25 protein-coding genes are annotated in these 22501 nt (G+C 69.8%); 7 read left to right on the top strand and 18 right to left on the bottom strand.

The genetic code is table 11. The features are described from left to right. Positions 1 to 183: 183 nt before the first annotated feature. Together ROT00_RS11005 and ROT00_RS11010 are read left to right on the top strand one after the other, a co-directional pair. Positions 184 to 672, top strand: coding sequence for an Lrp/AsnC family transcriptional regulator (locus ROT00_RS11005; protein WP_404774805.1), 489 nt, complete (start codon positions 184 to 186; stop codon positions 670 to 672). Continuing rightward, complete coding sequence (locus ROT00_RS11010; protein WP_404774807.1) at positions 669 to 2057, top strand: aspartate aminotransferase family protein; 1389 nt, start codon at positions 669 to 671, stop codon at positions 2055 to 2057. Before ROT00_RS11005 ends, ROT00_RS11010 begins: the two co-directional genes overlap by 4 nt. Positions 2058 to 2161: 104 nt before the next feature. Here the strand turns inward: ROT00_RS11010 and ROT00_RS11015 are convergent, their stop codons facing one another. Next, the gene (locus ROT00_RS11015; protein ID WP_404774809.1) at positions 2162 to 3307 is read right to left on the bottom strand and encodes a DUF4192 family protein; all 1146 of its coding nucleotides are present in this window, start codon (positions 3305 to 3307) and stop codon (positions 2162 to 2164) included. Between the two features lie 213 nt (positions 3308 to 3520). Here ROT00_RS11015 and ROT00_RS11020 point away from each other — a divergent pair, with 213 nt between their 5' ends. Together ROT00_RS11020 and ROT00_RS11025 are read left to right on the top strand one after the other, a co-directional pair. Next, positions 3521 to 4018 (top strand): methylated-DNA--[protein]-cysteine S-methyltransferase, encoded by a 498-nt coding sequence (locus ROT00_RS11020; RefSeq protein ID WP_404774811.1) that lies wholly within the window; start codon positions 3521 to 3523, stop codon positions 4016 to 4018. Continuing rightward, positions 4015 to 4629, top strand: coding sequence for a DNA-3-methyladenine glycosylase I (locus ROT00_RS11025; protein ID WP_404774813.1), 615 nt, complete (start codon positions 4015 to 4017; stop codon positions 4627 to 4629). The genes ROT00_RS11020 and ROT00_RS11025 overlap by 4 nt, the downstream gene beginning before the upstream one ends. Before the next feature lie 91 nt (positions 4630 to 4720). Here the strand turns inward: ROT00_RS11025 and ROT00_RS11030 are convergent, their stop codons facing one another. From ROT00_RS11030 to ROT00_RS11100, 15 genes are all read right to left on the bottom strand, one after another. Then, positions 4721 to 5488: a YaaA family protein gene (locus ROT00_RS11030; RefSeq protein WP_404774815.1), complete on the bottom strand. Its 768-nt coding sequence runs from the start codon at positions 5486 to 5488 to the stop codon at positions 4721 to 4723. After that, positions 5488 to 6060 (bottom strand): P-loop nucleotide/nucleoside kinase family protein, encoded by a 573-nt coding sequence (locus ROT00_RS11035; RefSeq protein WP_404774817.1) that lies wholly within the window; start codon positions 6058 to 6060, stop codon positions 5488 to 5490. The genes ROT00_RS11030 and ROT00_RS11035 overlap by 1 nt, the downstream gene beginning before the upstream one ends. Positions 6061 to 6091: 31 nt before the next feature. Further along, a complete protein-coding gene (locus ROT00_RS11040) occupies positions 6092 to 6352 on the bottom strand; it encodes a F0F1 ATP synthase subunit epsilon (protein WP_251202420.1) in 261 nt (86 codons plus the stop codon). Between the two features lie 2 nt (positions 6353 to 6354). Continuing rightward, positions 6355 to 7809 (bottom strand): F0F1 ATP synthase subunit beta, encoded by a 1455-nt coding sequence (gene atpD / locus ROT00_RS11045; RefSeq protein ID WP_404774819.1) that lies wholly within the window; start codon positions 7807 to 7809, stop codon positions 6355 to 6357. Positions 7810 to 7831: 22 nt separating this feature from the next. Next, positions 7832 to 8728, bottom strand: coding sequence for a F0F1 ATP synthase subunit gamma (locus ROT00_RS11050; protein WP_251202418.1), 897 nt, complete (start codon positions 8726 to 8728; stop codon positions 7832 to 7834). A gap of 44 nt (positions 8729 to 8772) precedes the next feature. After that, positions 8773 to 10413: a F0F1 ATP synthase subunit alpha gene (atpA, locus tag ROT00_RS11055; RefSeq protein WP_404774821.1), complete on the bottom strand. Its 1641-nt coding sequence runs from the start codon at positions 10411 to 10413 to the stop codon at positions 8773 to 8775. Between the two features lie 87 nt (positions 10414 to 10500). Beyond that, positions 10501 to 11292 carry a F0F1 ATP synthase subunit delta gene (locus ROT00_RS11060; protein WP_404774823.1) on the bottom strand — a complete coding sequence of 264 codons (792 nt, stop codon included), beginning with the start codon at positions 11290 to 11292 and terminating at the stop codon, positions 10501 to 10503. 3 nt (positions 11293 to 11295) lie between these two features. After that, complete coding sequence (locus ROT00_RS11065) at positions 11296 to 11856, bottom strand: F0F1 ATP synthase subunit B (protein ID WP_243568764.1); 561 nt, start codon at positions 11854 to 11856, stop codon at positions 11296 to 11298. Positions 11857 to 11886: 30 nt separating this feature from the next. After that, positions 11887 to 12123, bottom strand: a complete 237-nt coding sequence (gene atpE, locus ROT00_RS11070) for an ATP synthase F0 subunit C (protein WP_108390493.1) — start codon at positions 12121 to 12123, stop codon at positions 11887 to 11889. A 45-nt stretch (positions 12124 to 12168) separates the two neighbouring features. Continuing rightward, entirely contained in the window at positions 12169 to 12948 is a 780-nt protein-coding gene (atpB, locus tag ROT00_RS11075) for a F0F1 ATP synthase subunit A (RefSeq protein WP_404774825.1), read from the bottom strand. A 197-nt stretch (positions 12949 to 13145) separates the two neighbouring features. Beyond that, complete coding sequence (locus ROT00_RS11080) at positions 13146 to 13619, bottom strand: Cg1360 family ATP-synthase-associated protein (RefSeq protein WP_404774827.1); 474 nt, start codon at positions 13617 to 13619, stop codon at positions 13146 to 13148. Beyond that, complete coding sequence (locus tag ROT00_RS11085) at positions 13616 to 14896, bottom strand: MraY family glycosyltransferase (protein ID WP_404774829.1); 1281 nt, start codon at positions 14894 to 14896, stop codon at positions 13616 to 13618. The genes ROT00_RS11080 and ROT00_RS11085 overlap by 4 nt, the downstream gene beginning before the upstream one ends. Next, positions 14893 to 15708, bottom strand: coding sequence for an L-threonylcarbamoyladenylate synthase (locus tag ROT00_RS11090; protein WP_404774831.1), 816 nt, complete (start codon positions 15706 to 15708; stop codon positions 14893 to 14895). The genes ROT00_RS11085 and ROT00_RS11090 overlap by 4 nt, the downstream gene beginning before the upstream one ends. A gap of 104 nt (positions 15709 to 15812) precedes the next feature. After that, a complete protein-coding gene (locus tag ROT00_RS11095; RefSeq protein ID WP_404774833.1) occupies positions 15813 to 16640 on the bottom strand; it encodes an ABC transporter permease in 828 nt (275 codons plus the stop codon). 25 nt (positions 16641 to 16665) lie between these two features. Continuing rightward, a complete protein-coding gene (locus ROT00_RS11100) occupies positions 16666 to 17595 on the bottom strand; it encodes an ATP-binding cassette domain-containing protein (protein ID WP_404774835.1) in 930 nt (309 codons plus the stop codon). 114 nt (positions 17596 to 17709) lie between these two features. Between ROT00_RS11100 and ROT00_RS11105 the strand changes: the two genes are divergently transcribed. Next, the gene (locus ROT00_RS11105; protein WP_404774836.1) at positions 17710 to 18747 is read left to right on the top strand and encodes a TetR/AcrR family transcriptional regulator C-terminal domain-containing protein; all 1038 of its coding nucleotides are present in this window, start codon (positions 17710 to 17712) and stop codon (positions 18745 to 18747) included. Between the two features lie 9 nt (positions 18748 to 18756). Here ROT00_RS11105 and prmC read toward each other — a convergent pair whose 3' ends face one another. After that, positions 18757 to 19635, bottom strand: coding sequence for a peptide chain release factor N(5)-glutamine methyltransferase (gene prmC, locus ROT00_RS11110; RefSeq protein WP_404774838.1), 879 nt, complete (start codon positions 19633 to 19635; stop codon positions 18757 to 18759). A 111-nt stretch (positions 19636 to 19746) separates the two neighbouring features. Here prmC and cysK point away from each other — a divergent pair, with 111 nt between their 5' ends. Together cysK and epsC are read left to right on the top strand one after the other, a co-directional pair. After that, positions 19747 to 20682, top strand: coding sequence for a cysteine synthase A (gene cysK, locus ROT00_RS11115; protein ID WP_404774840.1), 936 nt, complete (start codon positions 19747 to 19749; stop codon positions 20680 to 20682). Between the two features lie 4 nt (positions 20683 to 20686). Next, positions 20687 to 21271: a serine O-acetyltransferase EpsC gene (gene epsC / locus ROT00_RS11120; RefSeq protein WP_404774879.1), complete on the top strand. Its 585-nt coding sequence runs from the start codon at positions 20687 to 20689 to the stop codon at positions 21269 to 21271. Between the two features lie 53 nt (positions 21272 to 21324). Here the strand turns inward: epsC and ROT00_RS11125 are convergent, their stop codons facing one another. Further along, entirely contained in the window at positions 21325 to 22296 is a 972-nt protein-coding gene (locus ROT00_RS11125; protein WP_404774842.1) for a hypothetical protein, read from the bottom strand. Positions 22297 to 22501 lie beyond the last annotated feature (205 nt).

The following is a 22501-nucleotide window of genomic DNA, read 5'->3' on the forward strand; positions in this document are numbered from 1 at the left end:
AGGATGTGAGGGGAACCCGTCGATCGTAGCGCCTCGGGGCCGGAGTTGGCTCATGGATGCCGCGCCGGACGAGCGCCGCAGACCCCCCGCCCTCTCCCAGGAAATGCATGGAATCAGTTGTGAAATGGCACCCATTCGACTGATTCCCTTGCTTCTACCTCTCTTCGCTGTCATGATCGAGCCATGACGAACACGGGACGACTCACGTCGCGTCCGGTGCAACTCGACGATGTGTCGAAGGCGATCATCGAGCAGCTCCAGACCGACGGGCGACGTTCCTATGCCGATATCGGCAAGGCCGTCGGTCTCTCCGAAGCTGCGGTGCGCCAACGCGTCCAGCGACTCCAGGAGGCCGGCGTCATGCAGATCGTCGCGGTCACCGATCCGATGCAGCTCGGGTTCACGAGGCAGGCGATGATCGGCATCCGTGCCGAAGGCGACACCCGCGTGCTCGCCGAGCAGCTCTCCTCGATCCCCGAGATCGACTACGTGGTGCTCACCGCCGGCAGCTTCGACCTGCTCGCCGAGGTCGTATGCGAGGACGACGAGGAGCTCATCGACCTCCTCAACTCGCGCATCCGATCCCTCCACGGCGTTCAGCAGACCGAGACGTTCGTCTACCTGAGGCTGCAGAAGCAGCACTACAACTGGGGAACCGTGAGGAACCGATGACCATGACCGATGTCCGCTACGACAATGCGACGCTGCAGAAGCAGGCGAAGGATCACCTCTGGATGCACTTCGCGCGCCAGTCGACGATGGAGCAGGGCGTGCCCATCATCACCCGCGGCGAGGGCCACCGCATCTACGACATCAACGGCAAGAGCTACATCGACGGGCTCGCCGGCCTCTTCGTGGTGAACGCCGGGCACGGCCGTGCCCGCATCGCCCAGGCCGGTGCGAAGCAGGCGGAGGAGCTCGCGTTCTTCCCGATCTGGTCGTACGCGCACCCCAAGGCGATCGAGCTCGCGGACCGGCTCGCCGAGTACGCCCCCGGTGACCTGAACCACGTGTTCTTCTCGACCGGCGGCGGCGAGGCGGTCGAGACCGCCTACAAGCTCGCGAAGAACTACTGGAAGCTCATGGGCAAGCCGACCAAGTACAAGGTCATCTCCCGTGCGCTCGCCTATCACGGCACCCCCCAGGGCGCCCTCGCGGTCACGGGCCTGCCGATCAAGGCGCCGTTCGAGCCGATCACGCCCGGTGGCCTCCGCGTGCCGAACACGAACTTCTACCGCGCCGCGGACATGGGCGCCCCGGCTGACGACCTCGAGGCCTTCGGCCTGTGGGCGGCCAACCGCATCGAGGAGCAGATCCTGATGGAGGACCCGGACACGGTCGCCGCGGTCTTCCTCGAGCCCGTGCAGAACTCCGGTGGCTGCTTCCCGCCGCCCCCCGGCTACTTCCAGCGCGTGCGCGAGATCTGCGACAAGTACGACGTGCTGCTCGTCTCCGACGAGGTCATCTGCGCCTTCGGCCGCATCGGCGACTACTTCGCGTGCAACCAGCTCGGCTACGTGCCCGACATGATCACCTGTGCGAAGGCGATGACCTCGGGCTACGCCCCGATGGGCGCGACGATCATCAACGAGAAGATCTACGAGCCGTTCAAGAAGGGCGACACGACCTTCTACCACGGCTACACCTGGGCCGGGCACCCCGTCTCCGCCGCGGTCGCGCTCGAGAACCTCGACATCTTCGAAGAGGAGAAGCTGAACGAGCACGTTCGCGAGAACAGCCCGCTGTTCCGCTCCGAGCTCGAGAAGCTGAACGACCTCCCCATCGTCGGCGACGTCCGCGGTGAGGGGTACTTCTTCGCGGTCGAGCTCGTCAAGGACAAGGCGACCCGGGAGACCTTCAACGAGGAGGAGTCGGAGCGCCTACTCCGCGGCTTCCTCTCGACCGCGCTCTTCGACGCCGGCCTGTACTGCCGCGCTGACGACCGGGGCGACCCCGTCATCCAGCTCTCGCCGCCGCTCACCATCGGCGTGCCGGAGTTCCAGGAGATCGAGCAGATCCTCCGCAGCGTGCTGACCGAGGCGTCGAACCGCCTCTGAGTGCACGGCCGGTGCCGCACAATGTACGGCGTCGGAGAAGTTCAGACGAGGCCCTGGGCGATTCCGCCCGGGGCCTCGTCGCGTCTCAGGCCCCCGAGACGCGCTCATCCGTCTCCGAGCAGGGCGTCCTGCGCCTCGGAGCGGACGAAGGCCCACTCGGGCAGAGCACCCGAGCCGATGTACACCTCGAGCAGGCGGGCCATCCCATGGTCGGGGTCGATGTTCAGGGCGGCGACGAGGTGCACCCCGGCACGGCTGCCCCGGCCGAGCGCCCAATGCAGCCACGCCGCGATGCAATGCACCCCGGGCCGGTAGGCGCGCGGCAGATCGACCAGCAGTTGCTCGGCGAACCCGATGCCGGTGGTGATGCGGCGGGAGTCGGGCCGGAGTCTCGTACGCCCCAGGTACAGCTCCGAGACGAACTCGTCTCGCCCGTCCGGCGCGTCCTCGGGCCTCGCCGGCAGTGCGTCCGACATCCCCTCGAAACGGTTCAGTTCGGCGGCGACTCCGTGCAGTGCGAGTTCGCCGACGGACGCCCCGAACGCGATCTGCACGACCATCGCGTCACGGAACACCGCCGAGCCGGCGAGCTCGGCGAACCAGGCGGCCTGGGACGCGGTCGTCTCGCGCGCCGCCAGCACCCGCTCGACGAGCGCGACCGGGTCGGCTTCCGTCCCAAGCTCCTCCTCCATCCAGTGCGGCACCGCTCGATTCCGAATCGATGCCAACCGCCGACGCAGGCGGCCCGCGCGTGCTCGGTCCATCGCCGGAGCCGAATCGCTTGCGCTCGCGGGGACGAGCGGCGCCAGCTCGACCGCAGCATCCTCGATGAGTTCGAGCGCCCGACCCCCGGGCGGCACGAGCGGGTCGTTGATCGAGCCCCACCCCGTCGCGGAGACGAGAAAGCCGTCGAGGACGTCGAAGCCCGCCTCCTCGAGCCGGGCGCTGGTGCGATCGATCAGACGCCGTTCCGCGGTGCCGTTCGTCCGCGGGTAGCTGCGATCCGTGTGCGCGACGATGATGATCCCGTCGGCACCCTCGATTCGGCAGACCGCGCCGACGATCGCGCTCACGAGCACCGGATGGTCGGCCATCCGACGCGGGAGGTCGTGGCGGAGGACGCCGATGACCGTGCTGCCTCGGAAGGCGACGCACACGAGTGAACGGCGGAGCGGCGTGCCCGCGAGCCCGGGCAGCAGAGCGAGGAGCTCGCGTCCGCCGACGGCGCGGACGGTGATCTGATTCGACATGCCGCCCAGCCTGCGGGCCCCGAGACGTCCGAGCATCGGGGAGTCGCCGTTCTGTGGACGCGATGCGACCCGGGCTCTTCTGGGGAGGAGGGGCCGGGATGCGTCGCCCGGCTTTCCTCCCACTCCTCCCCCACAAGCTGGCGCCCGGCCGCGTTCCCCACAGATGTCTGATTTCCGCGAGCCCGTGTCTGAGGGCCGAACTACGCTCGAGCTATGAGCAACGTCTTCCTGCTTCGCATCGAATCTCCGATCGGTCGGATCGAACTCGTCGGCGACGACGATCACCTCGTCGCGCTGACCATCGAGGACGCCGACGGGTTGCTGCCCCACGACGGAGAGCCCGAACGGCCGAACCCCATCCTCGAGCAGGCTCGCGACCAGCTGGCCGAGTACTTCGCCGGCACGCGCACCGACTTCGACGTTCCCGTGCAGCCCGCAGGCGGGAGCGAGTTCCAACGGGCGGTGTGGTCGGAGCTCTCACGCCTGCACTGGGGCGAAGCGACCTCCTACGGCGCCCTCGCCGCCGCCATCGGCAAGCCCGGCTCGGGACGCGCGATCGGCGGTGCTGTGGGAGCGAACCCGATCCCGATCATCATCGGATGCCATCGGGTGCTCGCATCCGACGGCCGGGTCACGGGCTACTCGGGCGGGAAGGGCGTGTCGACGAAGCTCTGGCTGCTCGGTCACGAGCAGATCGGATTCGCCGCGTGAGTTCGACCCGACCGGACCTCGTCGTCGGCGACGACGGCCTCACCCGGTGTGCATGGGGTGCGGGCGACGCGGAGTACTCCCGCTACCACGACGAAGAGTGGGGCACACCGACGCACGACCCCGTGCGACTGTTCGAGAAGCTCTGCCTGGAAGGATTCCAGGCCGGGCTCTCCTGGATCACGATCCTGAGGCGGCGTCCCGTCTTCCGGGAGGTGTTCTTCGACTTCGATCCGGCGCGCGTCGCCTCGATGGACGAGCACGATGTCGAACGCCTGCTCGGCGATGCGCGAATCATTCGGCATCGAGGCAAGATCGAGGCGACGATCGGCAACGCCCGCGCCACCCTCGCGCTCGAGCAACCGATCGACGAGTTCCTCTGGTCGTTCGCACCCCCGCGCCGCCCCCGTCCGTTTGCGGCATTCGCCGAGGTCCCCGCGACGACTCCGGAGTCCACCGCACTCAGCAAAGCACTCCGCGCGCGTGGATTCCGCTTCGTCGGCCCCACGACCATGTACGCGCTCATGCAGGCGTCGGGAATGGTCGACGACCACCTCGAGGGATGCTTCCGCTCCACCGCACAGGTCCCCACCGTGCAGGGGTCCACCGTATAGGGCTCCCCAGCACCGGGCGCATCGGGCTCCGCGACACCGGGCTCCGCACCCGCGGTTCAGGAGGCCAGGACCTGACGGATCGTTCGCCGGGCTAGGCGGCGAGCAGCTCGACCTCTCGGATCGCCGGGCCCATCGGTCCCGATGCGGCGCCGAGGCTGAGCTCGAAGCCAGCCGAGCCGGCCCACGCCAGCAGCGCGTCGAGGTCGGCGAAGGGCGCAGGGCGGGATCGCAGGAGTTCCCGGGTGAACTCGCCCTTCGCGCGCTTGTTGAAGTGATTCAGCGCGCGCCGGCGACCGGTGCCATCCACGGCGACCACGCGCACGAAGATCGATCCCGCCGGTGCCGGGCCGAGCTCGGCGTAGCCCTCGGAACGGAGGTCGATGATGAGGCCGTCGTGGGCGGCGAGCGTCTCCGCGATCGGCGCACGCCACAACGCCTTCAGCCTGCGCCCGGGCACCCGGGAGTCATGCGACAAGCGATAGGCCGGGATCGGGTCGAGCGCACCCACGAGACCGAACAGCGCCGAGTGCACGGCGACATGCCGGCCTGCGTAGGCGCGGGCATCCGCGTCCAGACTCGGGGCGTCGAGCGCGTCGTAGAGCACGCCGGTGTACCGGTCGATGGCCGCCATCGTCGGCGACGACTCGAGCAGACGGTCGTGCTCCACCTCGGCCGCCGAGCGCGGACCGAGCTTCAGCGCTCGCATGGCGGCATCGTGGTCCGATGCCAGCTCGACGACCGCGGGGACGAGGTCGGCGCGCACCGCGCCGAGCGTCGGGAACGACAACCGGTCGAGGCGCAACGACGAGGGCTCGCCGCCGACGCGCTTGGTCTCGGACGGGGGAAGAAGAACGAGCACTACGACGCGATGAACGCGAGCGCCGCGTCGACGTTCTCACCGAGCGAGCGGACCGAGTCGACCGTCACACGCGGCAGCGCCGCCGACGGGCCGTTCCAGGCCGCATAGCCCTCGAGGCTCTGCTCGACGGCCCGCCACGTCGTCTCGTCGAGGTGCGGAAGATTGCGCTCCCGCTTCTCGAGGCGGGACCGGTGCACGCTCTCATCGGTGCAGACGACCTCGATGACCCGCAGGCGGGCATCGGTCCGCTCCGCGAGATCGCGCCACTGCAGGCGCGCGGCCTCAGCCGCGTTCACGGCATCCACGATGACCGTGCGCCCGGCCTCGAGCTCCTTGCGGGCGATCTCCTCGGCGACGAGGTACGCGGCGAGGCCGGTGGGCTGATCCGCATCGATGCCGGCACGGAGCACGGCGGACTCGATCGGATCGACCGACACGACGGTGGCGCCGAGGCGGGCGCCGACGATCTCACCGATCGTCGACTTCCCCGCACCCGGCAGCCCCGCCATGACGATGAGCTGGGTGACCGCGAGGTCACCGAACTGGCGGTCGAACGGCTGCTCCCCAGGCATCCGCGAACTCCTTCTCAGCTAGGTCGGTCGCTCAGACGAGCGCGGCGCGCGACGCCACGATCTGCACCGAGTTCTGCTGCACCGAGAGGAACCCGTCCTCCGCGTTCGCGGTGAGCTTCTCCCCTCCGTCCAGCGTCACGCGGACCTCGCCGCCGGCGAGGATCGCGAGCATGGGCTCGTGACCCGGCAGGATGCCGATCTCGCCTTCGACGGTCTTCGCGACCACCATCGCCGCCTCGCCCGACCAGACTTCCTGGTCGGCCGAGACGACGCTCACATTGAGGGCGGCCATGATCAGCCGTTCTCCTTCTGGATCTGCGCCCACTTCTCCTCGACGTCCGAGATGGAGCCGACGTTGAAGAAGGCCTGCTCGGCGACGTGGTCGAAGTCACCGCGGGCGATGGCGTCGAACGACTCGATGGTGTCCTTCAGCGGAACCGTCGAGCCCTCGACACCCGTGAACTTCTTCGCCATGTAGGTGTTCTGCGAGAGGAACTGCTGGATCCGGCGCGCGCGCGACACGGTGATCTTGTCTTCCTCGGAGAGCTCGTCGACACCGAGGATGGCGATGATCTCCTGCAGTTCCTTGTTCTTCTGGAGGATCTGCTTGACCGTGGTCGCGACGCGGTAGTGGTCGGCGCCCAGGTACCGCGGGTCCATGATGCGCGACGTCGAGGTCAGCGGGTCGATCGCCGGGTAGAGACCCTTCGAAGCGATCTCACGCGAGAGCTCGGTCGTCGCGTCGAGGTGCGCGAACGTGGTGGCCGGGGCCGGGTCGGTGTAGTCGTCGGCGGGCACGTAGATCGCCTGCAGCGAGGTGATCGAGTGGCCGCGCGTCGAGGTGATGCGCTCCTGGAGGATGCCCATCTCGTCGGCCAGGTTCGGCTGGTACCCCACCGCGGACGGCATGCGGCCGAGCAGGGTCGACACCTCGGAGCCCGCCTGCGTGAAGCGGAAGATGTTGTCGATGAAGAGGAGCACGTCCTGCTTCTGCACGTCGCGGAAGTACTCGGCCATGGTCAGGGCCGAGAGCGCGACGCGGAGACGCGTGCCCGGCGGCTCGTCCATCTGGCCGAAGACGAGGGCGGTCTTGTCGAAGACGCCCGCCTCCTCCATCTCGTGGATGAGGTCGTTGCCCTCACGGGTGCGCTCGCCGACACCGGCGAACACCGACACACCGCCGTGGTCCTGCGCGACGCGCTGGATCATCTCCTGGATGAGGACGGTCTTGCCGACGCCCGCACCACCGAAGAGGCCGATCTTTCCACCCTGCACGTACGGGGTGAGGAGGTCGATCGACTTGATGCCGGTCTCGAAGAGCTGCGTCTTCGACTCGAGCTGGTCGAAGGCCGGGGGCTTGCGGTGGATCGGCCAGCGCTCGGAGACCTCGATGGTCTCGCCCGGCTCGAGGTTCAGCACCTCGCCGATGACGTTGAAGACCTTGCCCTTGGTCACGTCGCCCACGGGCACCGAGATCGGCGAACCGCTGTCGGTCACCTCCTGGCCGCGGACGAGGCCGTCCGTCGGCTTCAGGGCGATCGCACGGACGACGTCGTCGCCGAGGTGCTGGGCGACCTCGAGCGTCAGGGTCGAGGTCTCGCCGCCGATGGTGACCTGCGTGGTCAGGGCGTTGTAGATCTCGGGGATCGAGTCGTGCGGGAACTCGATGTCGACGACCGGGCCCGTCACGCGGGCGATCCGGCCGACCGCGACGGCCTGGTCAGCGACCATGTCGATGGTGTCAGTCATTCTGCTCACTCTTTCTGGATTGCTACTTGGCGACGACGAGCGCGTCCGCGCCGCCCACGATCTCGGAGATCTGCTGCGTGATCTCGGCCTGGCGAGCGTTGTTCGCAAGGCGGGTGTAGTCGGTGATCAGCTTGTCGGCGTTATCGGAGGCCGACTTCATCGCCTTCTGCGTCGCGGCGTGCTTGGCCGCCGCCGACTGCAGGAGCGCGTTGAAGATGCGGCTCTCGATGTACACCGGAAGCAGCGCGTCGAGCACCGTCTCGACGTCGGGCTCGAACTCGTAGAGCGGCTGCACGGTGGCATCCGGCTCTTCGACGCCCTCGACCACTTCGAGCGGCAGCAGCCGCACGACCGTCGGAGTCTGCGTCATCATGCTGACGAAGGTGTTGTAGACGACGTGGATCTCGTCGACGCCGCCGTCGGCGGCGTCGCGGAGGAAGGCCTCGAGCACGGCGTCGGCGACTTCCTTCGCCAGCTCGAACTCGGGGTTCTCCGAGCTGCCCGTCCACTGCTGCTCGAACGCGCGGTGGCGGAACTGGAAGTACCCGACCGCCTTGCGTCCGACGAGGAAGTACACCACCTCTTTGCCCTGCGAGCGGAGGAGCTCGGCGAGCTCCTCCGCCTCGCGCAGGACCTGCGAATTGAAGGCGCCGGCGAGGCCTCGGTCGCTCGTGAGGATCACGACGGCCGCTCGCTCGATCTTCTCGGGCTCGGTCGTCAGCACGTGGTCGACGTTGGAGTACGTCGCCACGGCCGAGACGGCACGGGTGATGGCACGCGAGTACGGCGACGACGCCGTCACTCGTGCCTGCGCCTTCTGGATGCGCGAGGCGGCGATGAGCTCCATCGCCTTGGTGATCTTCTTCGTCGTCTGGGCAGACTTGATCTTCTGCCGGTAGACCCGAAGTTGCGCTCCCATGTCTCTCCTGTATCCCTGGTGACCTGGCTAGATCGCCGGATGCCTCAGCGGCGACCCTTGACGATCTTCTCCTGGTTGACGTCTTCCTCGGCGATGGCCTCGAACTGCTCGCTGCCGACCGAGGCGAGGGGCTTGCCCTCACCGGTCTGGAACTCGCTCTTGAAGGTCGCGATCGCCGACTCGAGCTTGGCGATGGTCTCGTCCTCGAGCTTGTTGGACTCGCGGAGCACCGTGAGGGCGTCCGAGTTGCGGCGCACGTAGTCGAGGAACTCCGCCTCGAAGCGCAGGATGTCCTCGACCGGGACCTCGTCCAGGTGGCCCTTCGTGCCGGCCCAGATCGAGACGACCTGGTCCTCGACGGGGTACGGCGAGTACTGCGGCTGCTTGAGCAGCTCGGTGAGGCGCGCACCGCGAGCGAGCTGACGACGGCTGGCCGCGTCGAGGTCGGACGCGAACATCGCGAAGGCCTCGAGCGAGCGGTACTGGGCGAGCTCGAGCTTGAGCGTGCCGGAGACCGACTTGATCGACTTCACCTGCGCGTCACCACCGACTCGCGAGACCGAGATACCCACGTCGACCGCCGGACGCTGGTTGGCGTTGAAGAGGTCGGACTGGAGGAAGATCTGGCCGTCGGTGATCGAGATCACGTTGGTCGGGATGTACGCCGAGACGTCGTTCGCCTTGGTCTCGATGATGGGCAGACCCGTCATCGAACCGGCACCGAGCTCGTCGGAGAGCTTGGCGCAGCGCTCGAGCAGACGCGAGTGCAGGTAGAACACGTCGCCCGGGTAGGCCTCACGGCCCGGCGGACGGCGGAGGAGCAGCGACACGGCGCGGTAGGCCTCGGCCTGCTTCGACAGGTCGTCGAACACGATGAGCACGTGCTTGCCGGCGTACATCCACTGCTGGCCGATGGCCGAGCCGGTGTACGGGGCGAGGTACTTGAAGCCGGCCGGGTCGGAGGCCGGGGCCGCGACGATGGTGGTGTACTCCATCGCGCCGGCGTCCTCGAGGGCGCCCTTCACGCTCGCGATGGTCGAGCCCTTCTGGCCGATCGCGACGTAGATGCAGCGGACCTGCTTGGTCGGGTCGCCCGACTCCCAGTTCGCCTTCTGGTTGATGATCGTGTCGATCGCGATCGCGGTCTTGCCGGTCTGGCGGTCGCCGATGATCAGCTGACGCTGGCCGCGGCCGACGGGGATCATGGCGTCGATCGCCTTGATGCCGGTCTGGAGCGGCTCGTGCACGCTCTTGCGCTGCATGACGCCGGGCGCCTGGAGCTCGAGAGCACGACGGCCCTCGATGCCGGTGATCTCGCCGAGGCCGTCGATCGGGTTGCCCAGCGGGTCGACGACGCGGCCGAGGTAGCCCTCGCCCACGGGGACGGAGAGGACCTCGCCCGTGCGGGTCACCTCCATGCCCTCCTCGATGCCGGTGAACTCACCGAGCACGACGACACCGATCTCGTCCTCGTCGAGGTTCAGCGCGAGGCCCAGGGTGCCGTCGGCGAAGCGGACGAGCTCGTTCGCCATGACCGAGGGCAGGCCCTCGACGTGGGCGATGCCGTCGGCCGCGTCGGTGACGTACCCGACCTCGGTCTTCTGCGCCGCGCCCGGCTCGTACGCCTGGGCGAACTCCGAGAGAGCCGAACGGATCTCGTCGGGGCTGATGGAGAGTTCTGCCATTGCCATTTCCTTTTCCTGGGCTGGCCTGTACCGCGGTACAGCTACTGATGTGTCGCGGCGAGGGACGCCGGTCGTTGTCGTCCGGCGTCAGCCGGCAAGCTTCTGCCGCAGCTCGTTGAGGCGGCTGGCGACGCTGCCGTCGATGACGTCGTCGCCGATCTGCACGCGGACCCCGCCGACGACGGCCGGGTCGACGATGGTGTCGAAGCGGATGGGCCGGCCGGCCTGTGCGGCGAGACCGCGCTCGAGCCGGGCGAGCTGCTCGGCGGTGAGCGGAACGGCGGAGGTGACGGTCGCGACGTCGAAGCCGCGCTCGTCGGCCACCACGGATGCGGCACCGCGGAGCATCTCGCCGATGCGGCGGCCGCGAGGCTGCTGCACCAGGTGACGCACGATGACGACCGTCGCGGGCGAGGCCTTGCCGGTCAGCAGGCGGTCGACGAGCGCCGCCTTCGGCTCGGGGCCGCCGAGCTTCGAGCCGAGCGCGAGCTCGAGCTCGGAGTCGCCGGCGACCGTGCGGTCGAAGGCGAACAGCTCGGCGTCGACCTGCGCGTCGCCCGACGCCCGGGCGGCGACCCGGAAGCCCAGCTCCTCGGCGCCCGCGAGGAAGTCCGTGGCGCTCGACCAGCGGCTCGACGCGGCGCTCACGAGGAGCGAGGCCGCGCCGGCCGAGATCTTGCCACCGAAGACCGACTCGACGAGCGCGCGCTTCTGCGCGGCATCCGCCTCGTTATCGGTGAGTGCGGTGCGCAGCTGCGGCGTGGCACCGATCACGCGAACGGCGGCGAGCAGTTCGCTCGCGACCGACAGCTCGGCCGGGCCGAGCGCACCGAGTGCGGTGCGCGTGGCGGCCAGGGCCTGGGTCGTGGCGCTCCCCATGGGCTAGTTCTTCCCTCCGGCGGTGGCCGTGTCGGCCTCGAGATCGGCGAGGAAGCGGTCGACGACCGCCTTCGCCTTCGCGTCGTCGGACAGCGTCTCGCCGACCACGCCCGAGGCGAGGTCGATCGCGATGGTGCCGACCTCGCTGCGCAGCGAGACGAGCGCCGACTGACGCTCGGCCTCGATCTGCGCCTGCGCGCTCGCGGTGACGCGAGCGGCCTCGGCGACCGCGGTGTCCTTGGCCTCGGCGACGATCTGCTTGCCGTCCTCGCGGGCGGTCTCACGGATGCGACCGGCCTCGGCGCGCGCGTCGGCGAGCTGGGCGGTGTACTCCTCGAGCGCCGCCTCGGCCTTGCGCTGAGCCTCATCGGCCTTCGCGATGTTGCCTTCGATGGCTTCGCCGCGCTCGTCGAGCATCTTCTGGACGCGCGGCAGCACGTACTTCCAGAAGAAGACGAGGATGATGACGAAGCAGACCGACGACCAGATGATGTCGTACCACTCCGGGATCACCGGGTTCTGCGTCGACTCCTCCGTCGCAGCCTTGAGTACTGCGTGAAGCACGATGGCCTCCTAACTCGCTGCGGAAGGGGACTAGTTGGTGAAGATGAAGTAGGTGGCGATACCGATGAAGGCGAGCGCCTCGGTGAAGGCGATACCGATCCACATCAGCACCTGGAGGCGGCCGGCGAGCTCGGGCTGGCGAGCCACGCCCTCGATCGTCTTGCCGACGACGATGCCCACGCCGATGGCCGGGCCGATGGCAGCGAGACCGTAGCCGACCGTCGCGATGTTGCCGTTGATCTCAGCGAGAACGGTGGTTGCGTCCACGTTGGGGTTTCCTTTCTTAGGGATTGGTGTGGGCGGTTGCCCGGCTCAGTGCTCTTCCGCGACCGCGAGCTGGATGTAGACCGCGGTGAGAAGAGCGAAGACGTAGGCCTGCAGCACGGCGACGAGGATCTCGAAGAGGGTGAACGCCAGGCCGAAGGCGAGGCTGCCCACGCCCATGAGCTTGAACAGCCCGGGCGCCGTGAAGAAGAAGAACTGCGTGGCTGCGAAGAAGAGCACGAGCAGCAGGTGGCCGACGATCATGTTCATCATGAGTCGCAGCGTCAGCGTGACGGGGCGGATGACGAACGTCGAGATGAGCTCGATCGGCGTGACGATGATGTACACCGGCCACGGGACACCCGAGGGGAAGAGCGAGTTCTTGAAGAAGTTCTTCGGGCTCTTCCGCACACCGGCGTAGATGAAGGTGATGTAGGAGACGACCGCGAGGACGAGCGGCACACCGATGACGGAGGTGCCGGCGATGTTCAGGAACGGGATGACGCCCGTGATGTTCATGAACAGCACCATGAAGAACATCGTGGTGAGGATCGGCAGGAAGCGCTTGCCGTCCTTCTTGCCGAGCAGGTCTTCGGCGATGTTGACGCGAACGACGTCGAGCCCCATCTCGACGAGGCTCTGGAACCGGCCGGGGACGACGCGCATGCGGCGCGTGCCGAGCCAGAAGATCAGGAGCAGCGCGGCGACGGCGACGAAGCGCACCAGCATGATGCGGTTGATCTCGAAGGGCGTGTCCTCGAACAGGAGCGGGCCCGGGAAGAATTCACCGATCGACGGGCCGTGGAATTCACCATCATCGGTTGACATCGGAACCAGCAGGTTCACAGCGTGTGCTAGCAGCGCGTTCTCCTGTTTCGGGGCGTGGAGCGGGGCTCTCGCGACGACGAACATCGGATACGGTTTCGCACACGCGTGAGCGGCGCAAACCGTAGGGGATCGCTGTCTACTCTAGCAATACTTCTACATCGATACGAATTCGCGTTGGCCGGGAATTTCGTCGCGAATCAGTCTTCGGAGGGGGCCTTCGGGAGCTCGACGTCGCTCGCGTACGGCAGCCGGGACTTCGCGACGACGAGCACGTCGACCACGAGCGAGGCGAGGACGCCGGCCACGATGCTGAGGAACAGCACGGTCGGATCGAGCCAGTCGACGCCCCGCAGCACGACGACGAGGACGATGAAGAGGATGAACTTCACGATCCAGCCGCCGAGCACGACGCCGAAGAAGATGCCGACGAAGAGGTCGCTGTTCGCGTAGCGGTTCGCGAGCAGGATGCTCGCCGAGGTGATGCCCATGAACACGACGGCCATGACGGTGCCGATCAGCGCGCTCACGAGGCCGGGAACCCCCGCGAAGACGAGCCCCAGGACGGAGCTCACCACGAGGATCACCGCGGCGAGCAGCGCCCCCCAGCTGAGGGCTCGACGGAGCACCGGGTTCGAGGTGGGCGTGCGGTCGGCGGGGGCGTCGGCGTTCATCGGGCTCCTGTTCCGGGGTCGCCCGATTCTACCGAGGGCGTCGCTGCGAGTTCGTCGAGCCCGTCGGCGTGCACCGGGACCTCGGGTTCGCCGGCCACGGCGTTCACCGGCCCTTCCACGGGGCGCTCCTCCGCGGCGACGGTCTGCCGCTTGCGGCGCCCCAGGGGGGCGAGCGTCAGCGCGGTGCAGACGACGAAGCCCACCCCGAGGAAGACGAACGCCCACAGCACGTCGATCCCGAAGTAGACGGGGAAGACGTAGGTGAGGAGGCAGCCGACCGACGCGACCGCGGTCCAGCCGTAGAAGATGAGCACCGCGTTCAAGTGGGAGTGCCCCATGTCGAGGAGGCGGTGGTGCAGGTGCTTGCGGTCGGCCGCGAACGGCGACTTCCCGGCCCGCAGCCGGCGGACGATCGCGAGGCCGAAGTCGAGCAGCGGGATGAGCAGCACGATGAACGGGAGCAGGATCGGGATGAACGCCGCGAACAGCTGCTCGAAGCCCACGCTGCCGGGGTTCAACTGCCCCGTGACCGAGATCGCCGAGGTCGCCATCAGCAGCCCGACGAGGAGGGCGCCCGCGTCGCCCATGAAGAGCTTCGCCGGGCGCCAGTTCAGCGGCAGGAAGCCCGCGCACGCGCCGACGAGCACCACGGCGATGATCGATGCGAGGTTGAAGTAGTTGGTCGGCGAGGTCTGCTGCACGAGCAGGTACGTGTAGACGAAGAACACGCCGTTCGCGATGAGTGAGACGCCGGCGACGAGCCCGTCGAGCCCGTCGATGAAGTTCACCGCGTTCATCACGAGGACGATCGCGAACACGGTCACCGCGGCGGACATCCACGAGGAGCCCACCGTGATGCCGCCGATCGGCAGCGAGACGATCGAGACGCCCTGCCACGTGACGAGGCCCGCGGCGATGAACTGGCCGGCGAGCTTCGTCATCCAGTCGAGGTCCCAGAGGTCGTCGGCGACGCCGATGAGCACGATGAGCAGCGCCGCCCCGAGGATCGCGAGCACCTGCCCCGGGTTCTGGAAGATGATCGCCACGTTCGCGAAGCGGGTCGAGCCGAGCGAGGACACGAACCAGGCCGCGCCGAAGGCGGCGAGCACGCCGATGAACATGGCGATGCCGCCGAGCCGCGGCGTCGGCCGGGTGTGCACGTCGCGCTCGCGGATCTTCGGGTACAGCCGGAACTTCAGGCTGAGCCGCCAGACGACGACCGCGCAGCCGAAGGTGACGAGCGCGGCGAGCAGCGCGAGTGCGACGAACAGGGTCATGAGCGGGCGGCGTCCGTCTCCCCCGGGCCGGCGTCGGCCGACGCGGCGTCGTCGGCCGCGGCATCCCTGTCCGCGACGGACTCGTCGGCGGCATCCGCACCGGAACCCGCGTCCGCACCGCCTGCGGGAGCCAGGAGCTCCTCCCCCACCACCTCGGCGAGGCGCTCGCGCGTGATCACGCCGGCGCGGGCGATGCGCAGCAGCCCGCCGGAGGCGAGCGCCGTGGCATCCACGATCGTCGACGACAGGTCGCCCGGCCGTTCGCCGACCGCATCGTACCCGGCGCCGCTCGGGCCGGCCTCGAGGTACACCGCGACCGCATCGCCGAGCATGGCCTCGGCCTCGGCCGCGGTCGTGGCGCTCGGCCGCCCCGAGAGGTTCGCCGACGACACCGCGAGCGGCCCCGTCTCGCTCAGGAGCTCGAGGGCGATCGGGTGCGACGGCATCCGGAGCGCGACGGTGCCGCGGGTCTCCCCCAGGTCCCACTGCAGCGAGGGCTGCGCGCGGAGGATCACCGTGAGGCCGCCGGGCCAGAACGCCGCGACGAGATCGCGGACCGCGTCCGGCACCTCGGCGGCGAGGGCGTCGAGCGTGGGGATGCCGGGCACGAGCACGGGCGGCGGCGAGCTGCGACCGCGGCCCTTCGCATCGAGGAGGCGCTGCACGGCGGCCGGAGTGAACGCGTCGGCCGCGAGCCCGTACACGGTGTCGGTCGGCAGCACCACGAGCTCGCCCCGGCCGATGGCGCCCCTGGCGAGGCGCATTCCGGTGAGGAGCTGGGCGTCGACCGAGCAGTCGTAGATGGCAGTCATGACCTGCCGATTCTAGACCGCGGGCCGGGGCGACGGCTGCCTCGGCCGGCGCGCGGCGGATGCCCCGGCGGCGCGCGCCGGGGCATCCGCCCGCCTCCCAGCGCTCAGCGGCGCCCCGCCTTACGCCGGAACAGCCACGCGCCCCAGACCGCCGCGACGGCGACGATCCCGACGCACCAGGCGAGCGCGACCCACCCCGAGCTCCCGAGCGGGGTGCCGAGGAGCAGGGAGCGGATCGTCTCGATCACCGGAGTGATCGGCTGGTGCTCCGCCACCGGCCGGAGCCAGTCGGGCATGGTCGCGACCGGGACGAAGGCGCTCGAGACGTACGGCAGGAACAGCAGGATGAAGCCGTATCCGCTCGCCGCCTCCGGGCTCGACGCGGCGAGGCCGATCGCCGCGAACAGGTAGGTGATCGCCAGGATGTAGAGGGCCACCACCCCGAACATCGCGAGCCACTCGAGCGGCGACGCGCTCGGCCGGAACCCGACGAGGAGCGCCACGCCGATGACGACCGCGGTCGCGAGGAGGTTGCGGATGACGCTGACGACGACGTGCCCGGTGAGCACCGCGCCGCTGCGCAGCGGCATCGTCCGGAACCGTTCGATGATGCCGGTCGTCATGTCCCGCGACACGGACACCGCGGTCGAGGACGCGCCGAACCCGGCGCAGAGCAGGATGATGCCGGGCACCACGTAGTCGACGTAGCCTCCGCTCGGATCGATGGCCTGACCGAAGATGAAGGTGAACATCAGCATCAGCATCACCGGCAGGACGACGGCCATGAGGAGCGCTTCGGGGTCGCGGAGCTCCTGCAGGAGGCTCCGGGTCACGAAGACCCGCTCCGCGACCGTGCCGCGGATCCGCGGTCGGAGCGCACGGGACGCGGCGGGGCCGCCGCGCACGGACAGGGCTGGGGCGTTGGTGGTCATGATCTTCCTTTCGTCGCCTCGTCCGTCACTTCGCCTCGAGCAGCTCGCGGTCGCGAGCGCCGGGGGACGCGGCCGCTCCGCTTCCGCCGGCCGTGATCGCGAGGAACACGTCGTCGAGGCTCGGACGGCGGATGCCGACCCTGGCGCCCGGCACGGAGCCGAGCGCGCTGCGGTCGAGCTCGTCGATGGCCGCCCGGAGGGCGTGCACGCTGCCGTCGGTGGGGATCTCGCGGAGGAGCGCGCCATCCGCATCGCGCAGCTCGACGAGCTCGCCGCCGACGCGGGCCTTCAGCTCCGCCGCGGTCCCCTCCGCCGCGATGACGCCGTGGTCGAGCACGGCGATCCGGTCGGCGAGGCGGTCGGCCTCCTCGAGGTACTGCGTGGTGAGGAAGACGGTCGTGCCCGCGTCGGCGAGCGAGCGGATGATCGCCCAGAGCTCCTGGCGGCTGCGGGTGTCGAGACCGGTCGTCGGCTCGTCGAGGAAGAGGACGGGCACGTCGACGACGAGGCTCAGGGAGAGGTCGAGGCGGCGGCGCATGCCCCCGGAGAAGGTGCTCACCCGGCGCTTCGCCGCACCCTCGAGCTCGAAGCGCTCCAGGAGCTCCGTCGCCTTCGCCTTGGCGCGCCTCCGCCCGAGACCGGAGAGCCGACCGAGCATGACGAGGTTCTCGACGGCGGTGAGCTGCCCGTCGACCGCCGCGGACTGGCCGGTGAGCGCGATCCGGCGCTGCACCTCCCCCGGGGCGGTGCGGACGTCGGCGCCGACGACGGTCGCCTCCCCGGCGTCGGGCCGGACGAGCGTCGTGAGGATGCCGATGGTGGTCGTCTTGCCGGCGCCGTTCGGGCCGAGCAGTGCGAAGACGCTGCCGGCCGGGACTGCGAGATCGAGTCCGGAGAGCACCTCGGTGCGCCCGTACCTCTTCCGCAGCCCGCGGGCTTCGATGGCGAGTTCCACGGTGCGTTCCTTTCGGTCAGTGTCTGCGTATGACGCAAACTGTGTATGTGGCTAACAGTTGTTTAAGTAATACACAGTTCTAGACTGTCGTCAAGCCGATTCGAGGAGCGCCGCGTGAACCAGCCAGAGCCGACCGCCGACCCCGAGCTCCCCCGCGGGGTCGCGCTCGCCTGGGGCGTCGCCGCGCACCCGCAGCGCGGGCCCAAGCGCGAGCTCTCGATCGAGCGGATCGTGGACGCTGCGATCGAGATCGCCGACGCCGAGGGCCTCGCCGCCGTCTCGATGAGCCGCGTCGCCACCGCGCTCGGCTTCACGACGATGTCGCTCTACCGCTACGTGACGAGCAAGGACGACCTCGTGCTCCTCATGCAGGAGGGCGCGAGCCTGCCGGTGCAGCCCGCGGAGTCACTCGCTCGGGACTGGCGCGCGGGCGTCACCGCCTGGGTGCTCGGCATCCGCTCCACCTATCGCGAACACCCCTGGCTCGTCGACATCCCCATCTCCGGGGCGCCGATCACCCCGAACAGCCTGCACATCGTCGACTGGTTCCTGCACGAGGTCCGCGAGCTCCCGCTGAGCGACGGCGAGAAGATGTCGGCACTCCTCCTCCTGACGGCGTACGTGCGCGCCACCAGCGCGCAGGAACGCGACCTCGGCGCCGCCGCGGTCGCGCAGGGCGAGGCGGGCGCGGGCGTCTTCGCCGCCCTCGCGGAGCTCGTCACCCCGGAGCGCTTCCCCGCGCTCAGCCCGCTCTTCGCCGCCGGCGGCTACGTGCCTCCGGCGGACGATGCCGAGGAGGATGCCGACACCGACTTCGCATTCGGCCTCGAACGGATCCTCGACGGACTCCAGTACCACCTCGATCGGATCGAGTCCGGGGTGAGCGACGGCGAGACGCACGCGCACGGCGCGGCAGCGCCGCCGGCGCACGACGAGGGTCTCGACCCCCTGCTCGCGCTCCCCCGCGATCCGAAGGTCCGCGAGGCGGCGAAGGCGCGGAAGGAGGCCGAGCAGCGCGTGCGCGAGGCCGAGAAGGCCCTCCGCGAGGCGCAGAAGCGCGAGCGCGAGGCGGTCAAGCAGGCACGCGAACGCGAGCAGCACGCGCGCGAGAAGGCGGTGCAGGGGAAGCAGAAGGCTGCGCGCCAGGGCTAGTCGCGGGGCTCACCGCAGCGCCGTGGTCGCCCGGTCCCTGGCCGTCAGATCGCGGTGGTGCGAGATGCCCCGCCAGCCGTCGCCGGCGAGGAGCGCCGCGATCGGCGCCGCCTGCAGCTCCCCGTGCTCGATCACGAGGAGGCCGCCCGGCCGCAGCAACCGGAGCGCGCGCTGCGAGAGCACCCGCACGACGTCGAGGCCGTCGGCGCCGCCGTAGAGCGCCATCGCCGGGTCGTGCAGCCAGACCTCGGGGTCACGGGGCACCGCCTCGTCGGGAACATAGGGCGGGTTCGAGATCACGAGGTCGACGGTGCCGTCGAGCTCGGGGAGGGCGTCGGCGAGGTCGCCGTGCACCAGGGCGAGGTTGCCGCCGGCCAGCTCCTCGACGTTGCGGCGCGTCCAATCGATCGCGTCGTCCGACTTCTCGACCGCGTAGACACGAGCGTGCGGTACCTCGGTCGCGAGCGCGATCGCGATCGCGCCGCTGCCGCTGCCGAGGTCGACGGCGACCGGCTCCCGCGCGGCGACCGCGCGGAGCGCCTCCACGGCGAGCTCGGTCACCTGCTCGGTCTCGGGCCGCGGCACGAACACCCCCGGCCCCACGTGCAGCTCGAGCGAGCGGAACGCCGCCCGTCCGGTGAGGTGCTGCAGCGGCTCCCGCCGCATGCGGCGGGCCACGAGGCCGTCGAGCGTCGCGGCATCCGCGTCGGCCACCTCGGCGCCGACCACGAGCTTCGCCTGCACACCGCCGCGGCTCAGCCCGAGCACGTGGCCGAGCAGGAGCTCGGCGTCGACCTCCGGATCGGGCACCCCCGCGGCCGTGAGCCGGGCGACCGTCTCCTCCCGCAGCTGACGCAGGGAACGGGCGGGCGGCTCGAACTGATTCACGCAATGGAATGTAACGCACACCCGGCTGTGAGACTCCCGCCGTAGTCTGGCATCGCCCGATCACGTCGCGCTCCGCGCGCCCGACACGTTGCTCTCCGAGAGGGGCTCCAGATGGCCAAGATCTACGACGACATCACCCGCACGTTCGGCGGCACCCCGCTCGTGCGCCTGAACCGGCTCACCGAAGGCGCCGGCGCGACGGTGCTCGCGAAGCTCGAGTTCTACAACCCCTCGGCGAGCGTGAAGGACCGGCTCGGCGTCGGCATCGTCGACGCCGCCGAGGCATCCGGCGATTTGAAGCCCGGCGGCACCATCGTCGAGGGCACGAGCGGCAACACCGGCATCGCGCTCGCCCTCATCGGTGCGGCCCGCGGCTACCGGGTCATCCTCGCGATGCCCGAGACCATGTCCGCCGAGCGCAAGGCGCTGCTGAAGGCCTACGGGGCCGAGCTCGTGCTCACCCCCGGCTCCGAGGGCATGCGCGGCGCCGTCGCGAAGGCGGAGGAGATCGCCGCGTCGACGCCGGGCGCCATCCTCGCGCGCCAGTTCGAGAACGAGGCGAACGTCGAGATCCACCGCAAGACCACCGCGGAGGAGGTCTGGGCCGACACCGACGGCGGCGTCGACATCTTCGTGTCGGGCATCGGCACCGGCGGCACCCTCACCGGCACCGGCCAGGTGCTGAAGGAGCGCAAGCCCGAGGTGAAGATCGTGGGCGTGGAGCCCGCGGAGTCGCCCATCCTGAACGGCGGCGAGCCCGGCCCGCACAAGATCCAGGGCATCGGCGCGAACTTCGTGCCGGCCGTGCTCGACCGCGAGGTCTACGACGAGATCATCGACGTCAACATCGACCAGGCCGTCGCGACCGCGCGCCGGCTCGGGCAGGAGGAGGGCATCCTCGGCGGCATCTCCTCGGGCGCCACGGTCTACGCCGCGCTCGAACTCGCGAAGCGGCCCGAGAACGCCGGCAAGACGATCGTCGTGATCGTCGCGAGCTACGGCGAGCGGTACCTGTCCACGGTGCTGTACGAAGGTCTGCTTGACTGATCGGGTGACGATCTTCTCGCGCCTGAAGGAAGACCTCGCGACCGCCCGTGCGCACGATCCCGCCGCACGGGGCGGTCTCGAGGTCTTCCTCGTGTATTCGGGACTCCACGCCATCTGGACGTACCGATTGACGCATCGGCTGTGGCACCGGCGCTGGCGCTTCCTCGCCCGGCTCGTGTCGCAGTTCGCGCGCTTCCTGACGGGCATCGAGATCCACCCCGGCGCCACGATCGGACGGCGCTTCTTCATCGACCACGGCATGGGCGTCGTCATCGGCGAGACCACGATCATCGGCGACGACGTCATGCTGTACCACGGCGTCACGCTCGGCGGGAAGGCCCCTCGCAACACCCCGCCGGGGACCAAGCGGCACCCCACCCTGGAGGACGGCGTCACGGTCGGGGCGGGTGCGAAGGTGCTCGGCGACATCACGATCGGCGCAGGCAGCGCGGTGGGCGCGAACGCGGTCGTCACGAAGGACGCCCCGCCCCACTCGCTCGTCGTCGGCGTACCCGCCACGGTGCGCCCGCTCTCGAACGCGGCGGCCGACGCCGCGCGCGGCGTGCACGACTGGCACTGGCAGATCTGAAGCCGACACTGCAGATCTGCGACGCCGCGCCTCGAAAATCGCGCCTCGCCGCTTCACCGTCGCCTCGGCAACCCGCTCGTCGGCACGCCTGCCGCGTGCAGGGCTCGCGCGAGCGGTGCGCCCCGCCACGCGTCCTGCCAGCTCCAGCGCACGCAGCGCCATCCCGTCGTGGCTCGAATCGCGTCCTCCCTCCATTTCTCCTCGATGACGGTCGTCGCCGCGCGCTGGCCGCCGCCGCCGTACTTGGCGATGCCGTCGGCCTCGCCCCAGACCCCCAGGCCCGGCCAGGCGAAATCGAGCCGGGCGACCCGCCCGTCGGCCAGCGCGATCTCGTGCTGCGTGCGCGGCGGGGGGAAGCCGTACTCCTCGAACCGCAGCCTGCTCAACGACTCGAGCGGACTCTCGGTCGCGGGGTCGGCGCGAGCGAGGACCGCCGCAACCCGCTGACTCCCCCGGAACGGGCGCCGACGCTCGACGATCGCCACGAGCTCGTCGAGGGTGCACACGGGACGCCGATCGCCCTCGAGCCGACGACCGATCGCCGCATCCACCATCGCGAGCGCCGTCACGAGCGGCGAACGGCGGCCGACCTCGAGCACCGAGTCGGCGAGCGAGGCGAGTCGGACGCCGCCCCGCGTCTCGACGACCGTATCGTCGCGACGCCCCAGTTCGATGACGCCATTGCGGATGCGCCCGGAGGCGCCGCTCCCGAGGAGCGTCACCTGCGAGGGAATCGCACCGACCGCCGGCATCCCGTGCAGCAGCGCGGAGGTGTAGCCCGCGAAGACCGGATGATCTCGCTGCGCGGCCGCGGCGAACGCGGTCAGGAGGTGACGGTCGGCGCCGCGCAGCGGCGGGTCGGCGCCGACCGGCGAGTAGACGCCCCGTCGCACGCGCTGCACCTCGCCTGCGCGCACCGCCCGGAGGAGCTGCGCCTGCTGCCCGGTGCGCAGCACCGTGGACGCGTGGATGAGCCGATGGCGATCGATCGGCAGGGGCGAGGAGTCATCGGAACTGCTGGTCACCGCCCCAGCATCAGGCCGTGCGGGATCCGGTTCGGGGGCGCGGGCGTGTTCCGTGGAGGACGCCGCAGCGCGCCGCGATGTGGAGGAGGGACGAGTGACCCAGCCGTCGACGCCGCGCGCTCGGCCACGGAAGTGGCGCGCCAGCGTGCGCTCGGGCGCCCCGCAGACGCCCAGCCGAGGCATCCGCGCCACTTCACCCGCCACG

It is taken from the genome of Agromyces mediolanus (assembly GCF_044917495.1).
GTDB lineage: Bacteria > Actinomycetota > Actinomycetes > Actinomycetales > Microbacteriaceae > Agromyces > Agromyces mediolanus_B.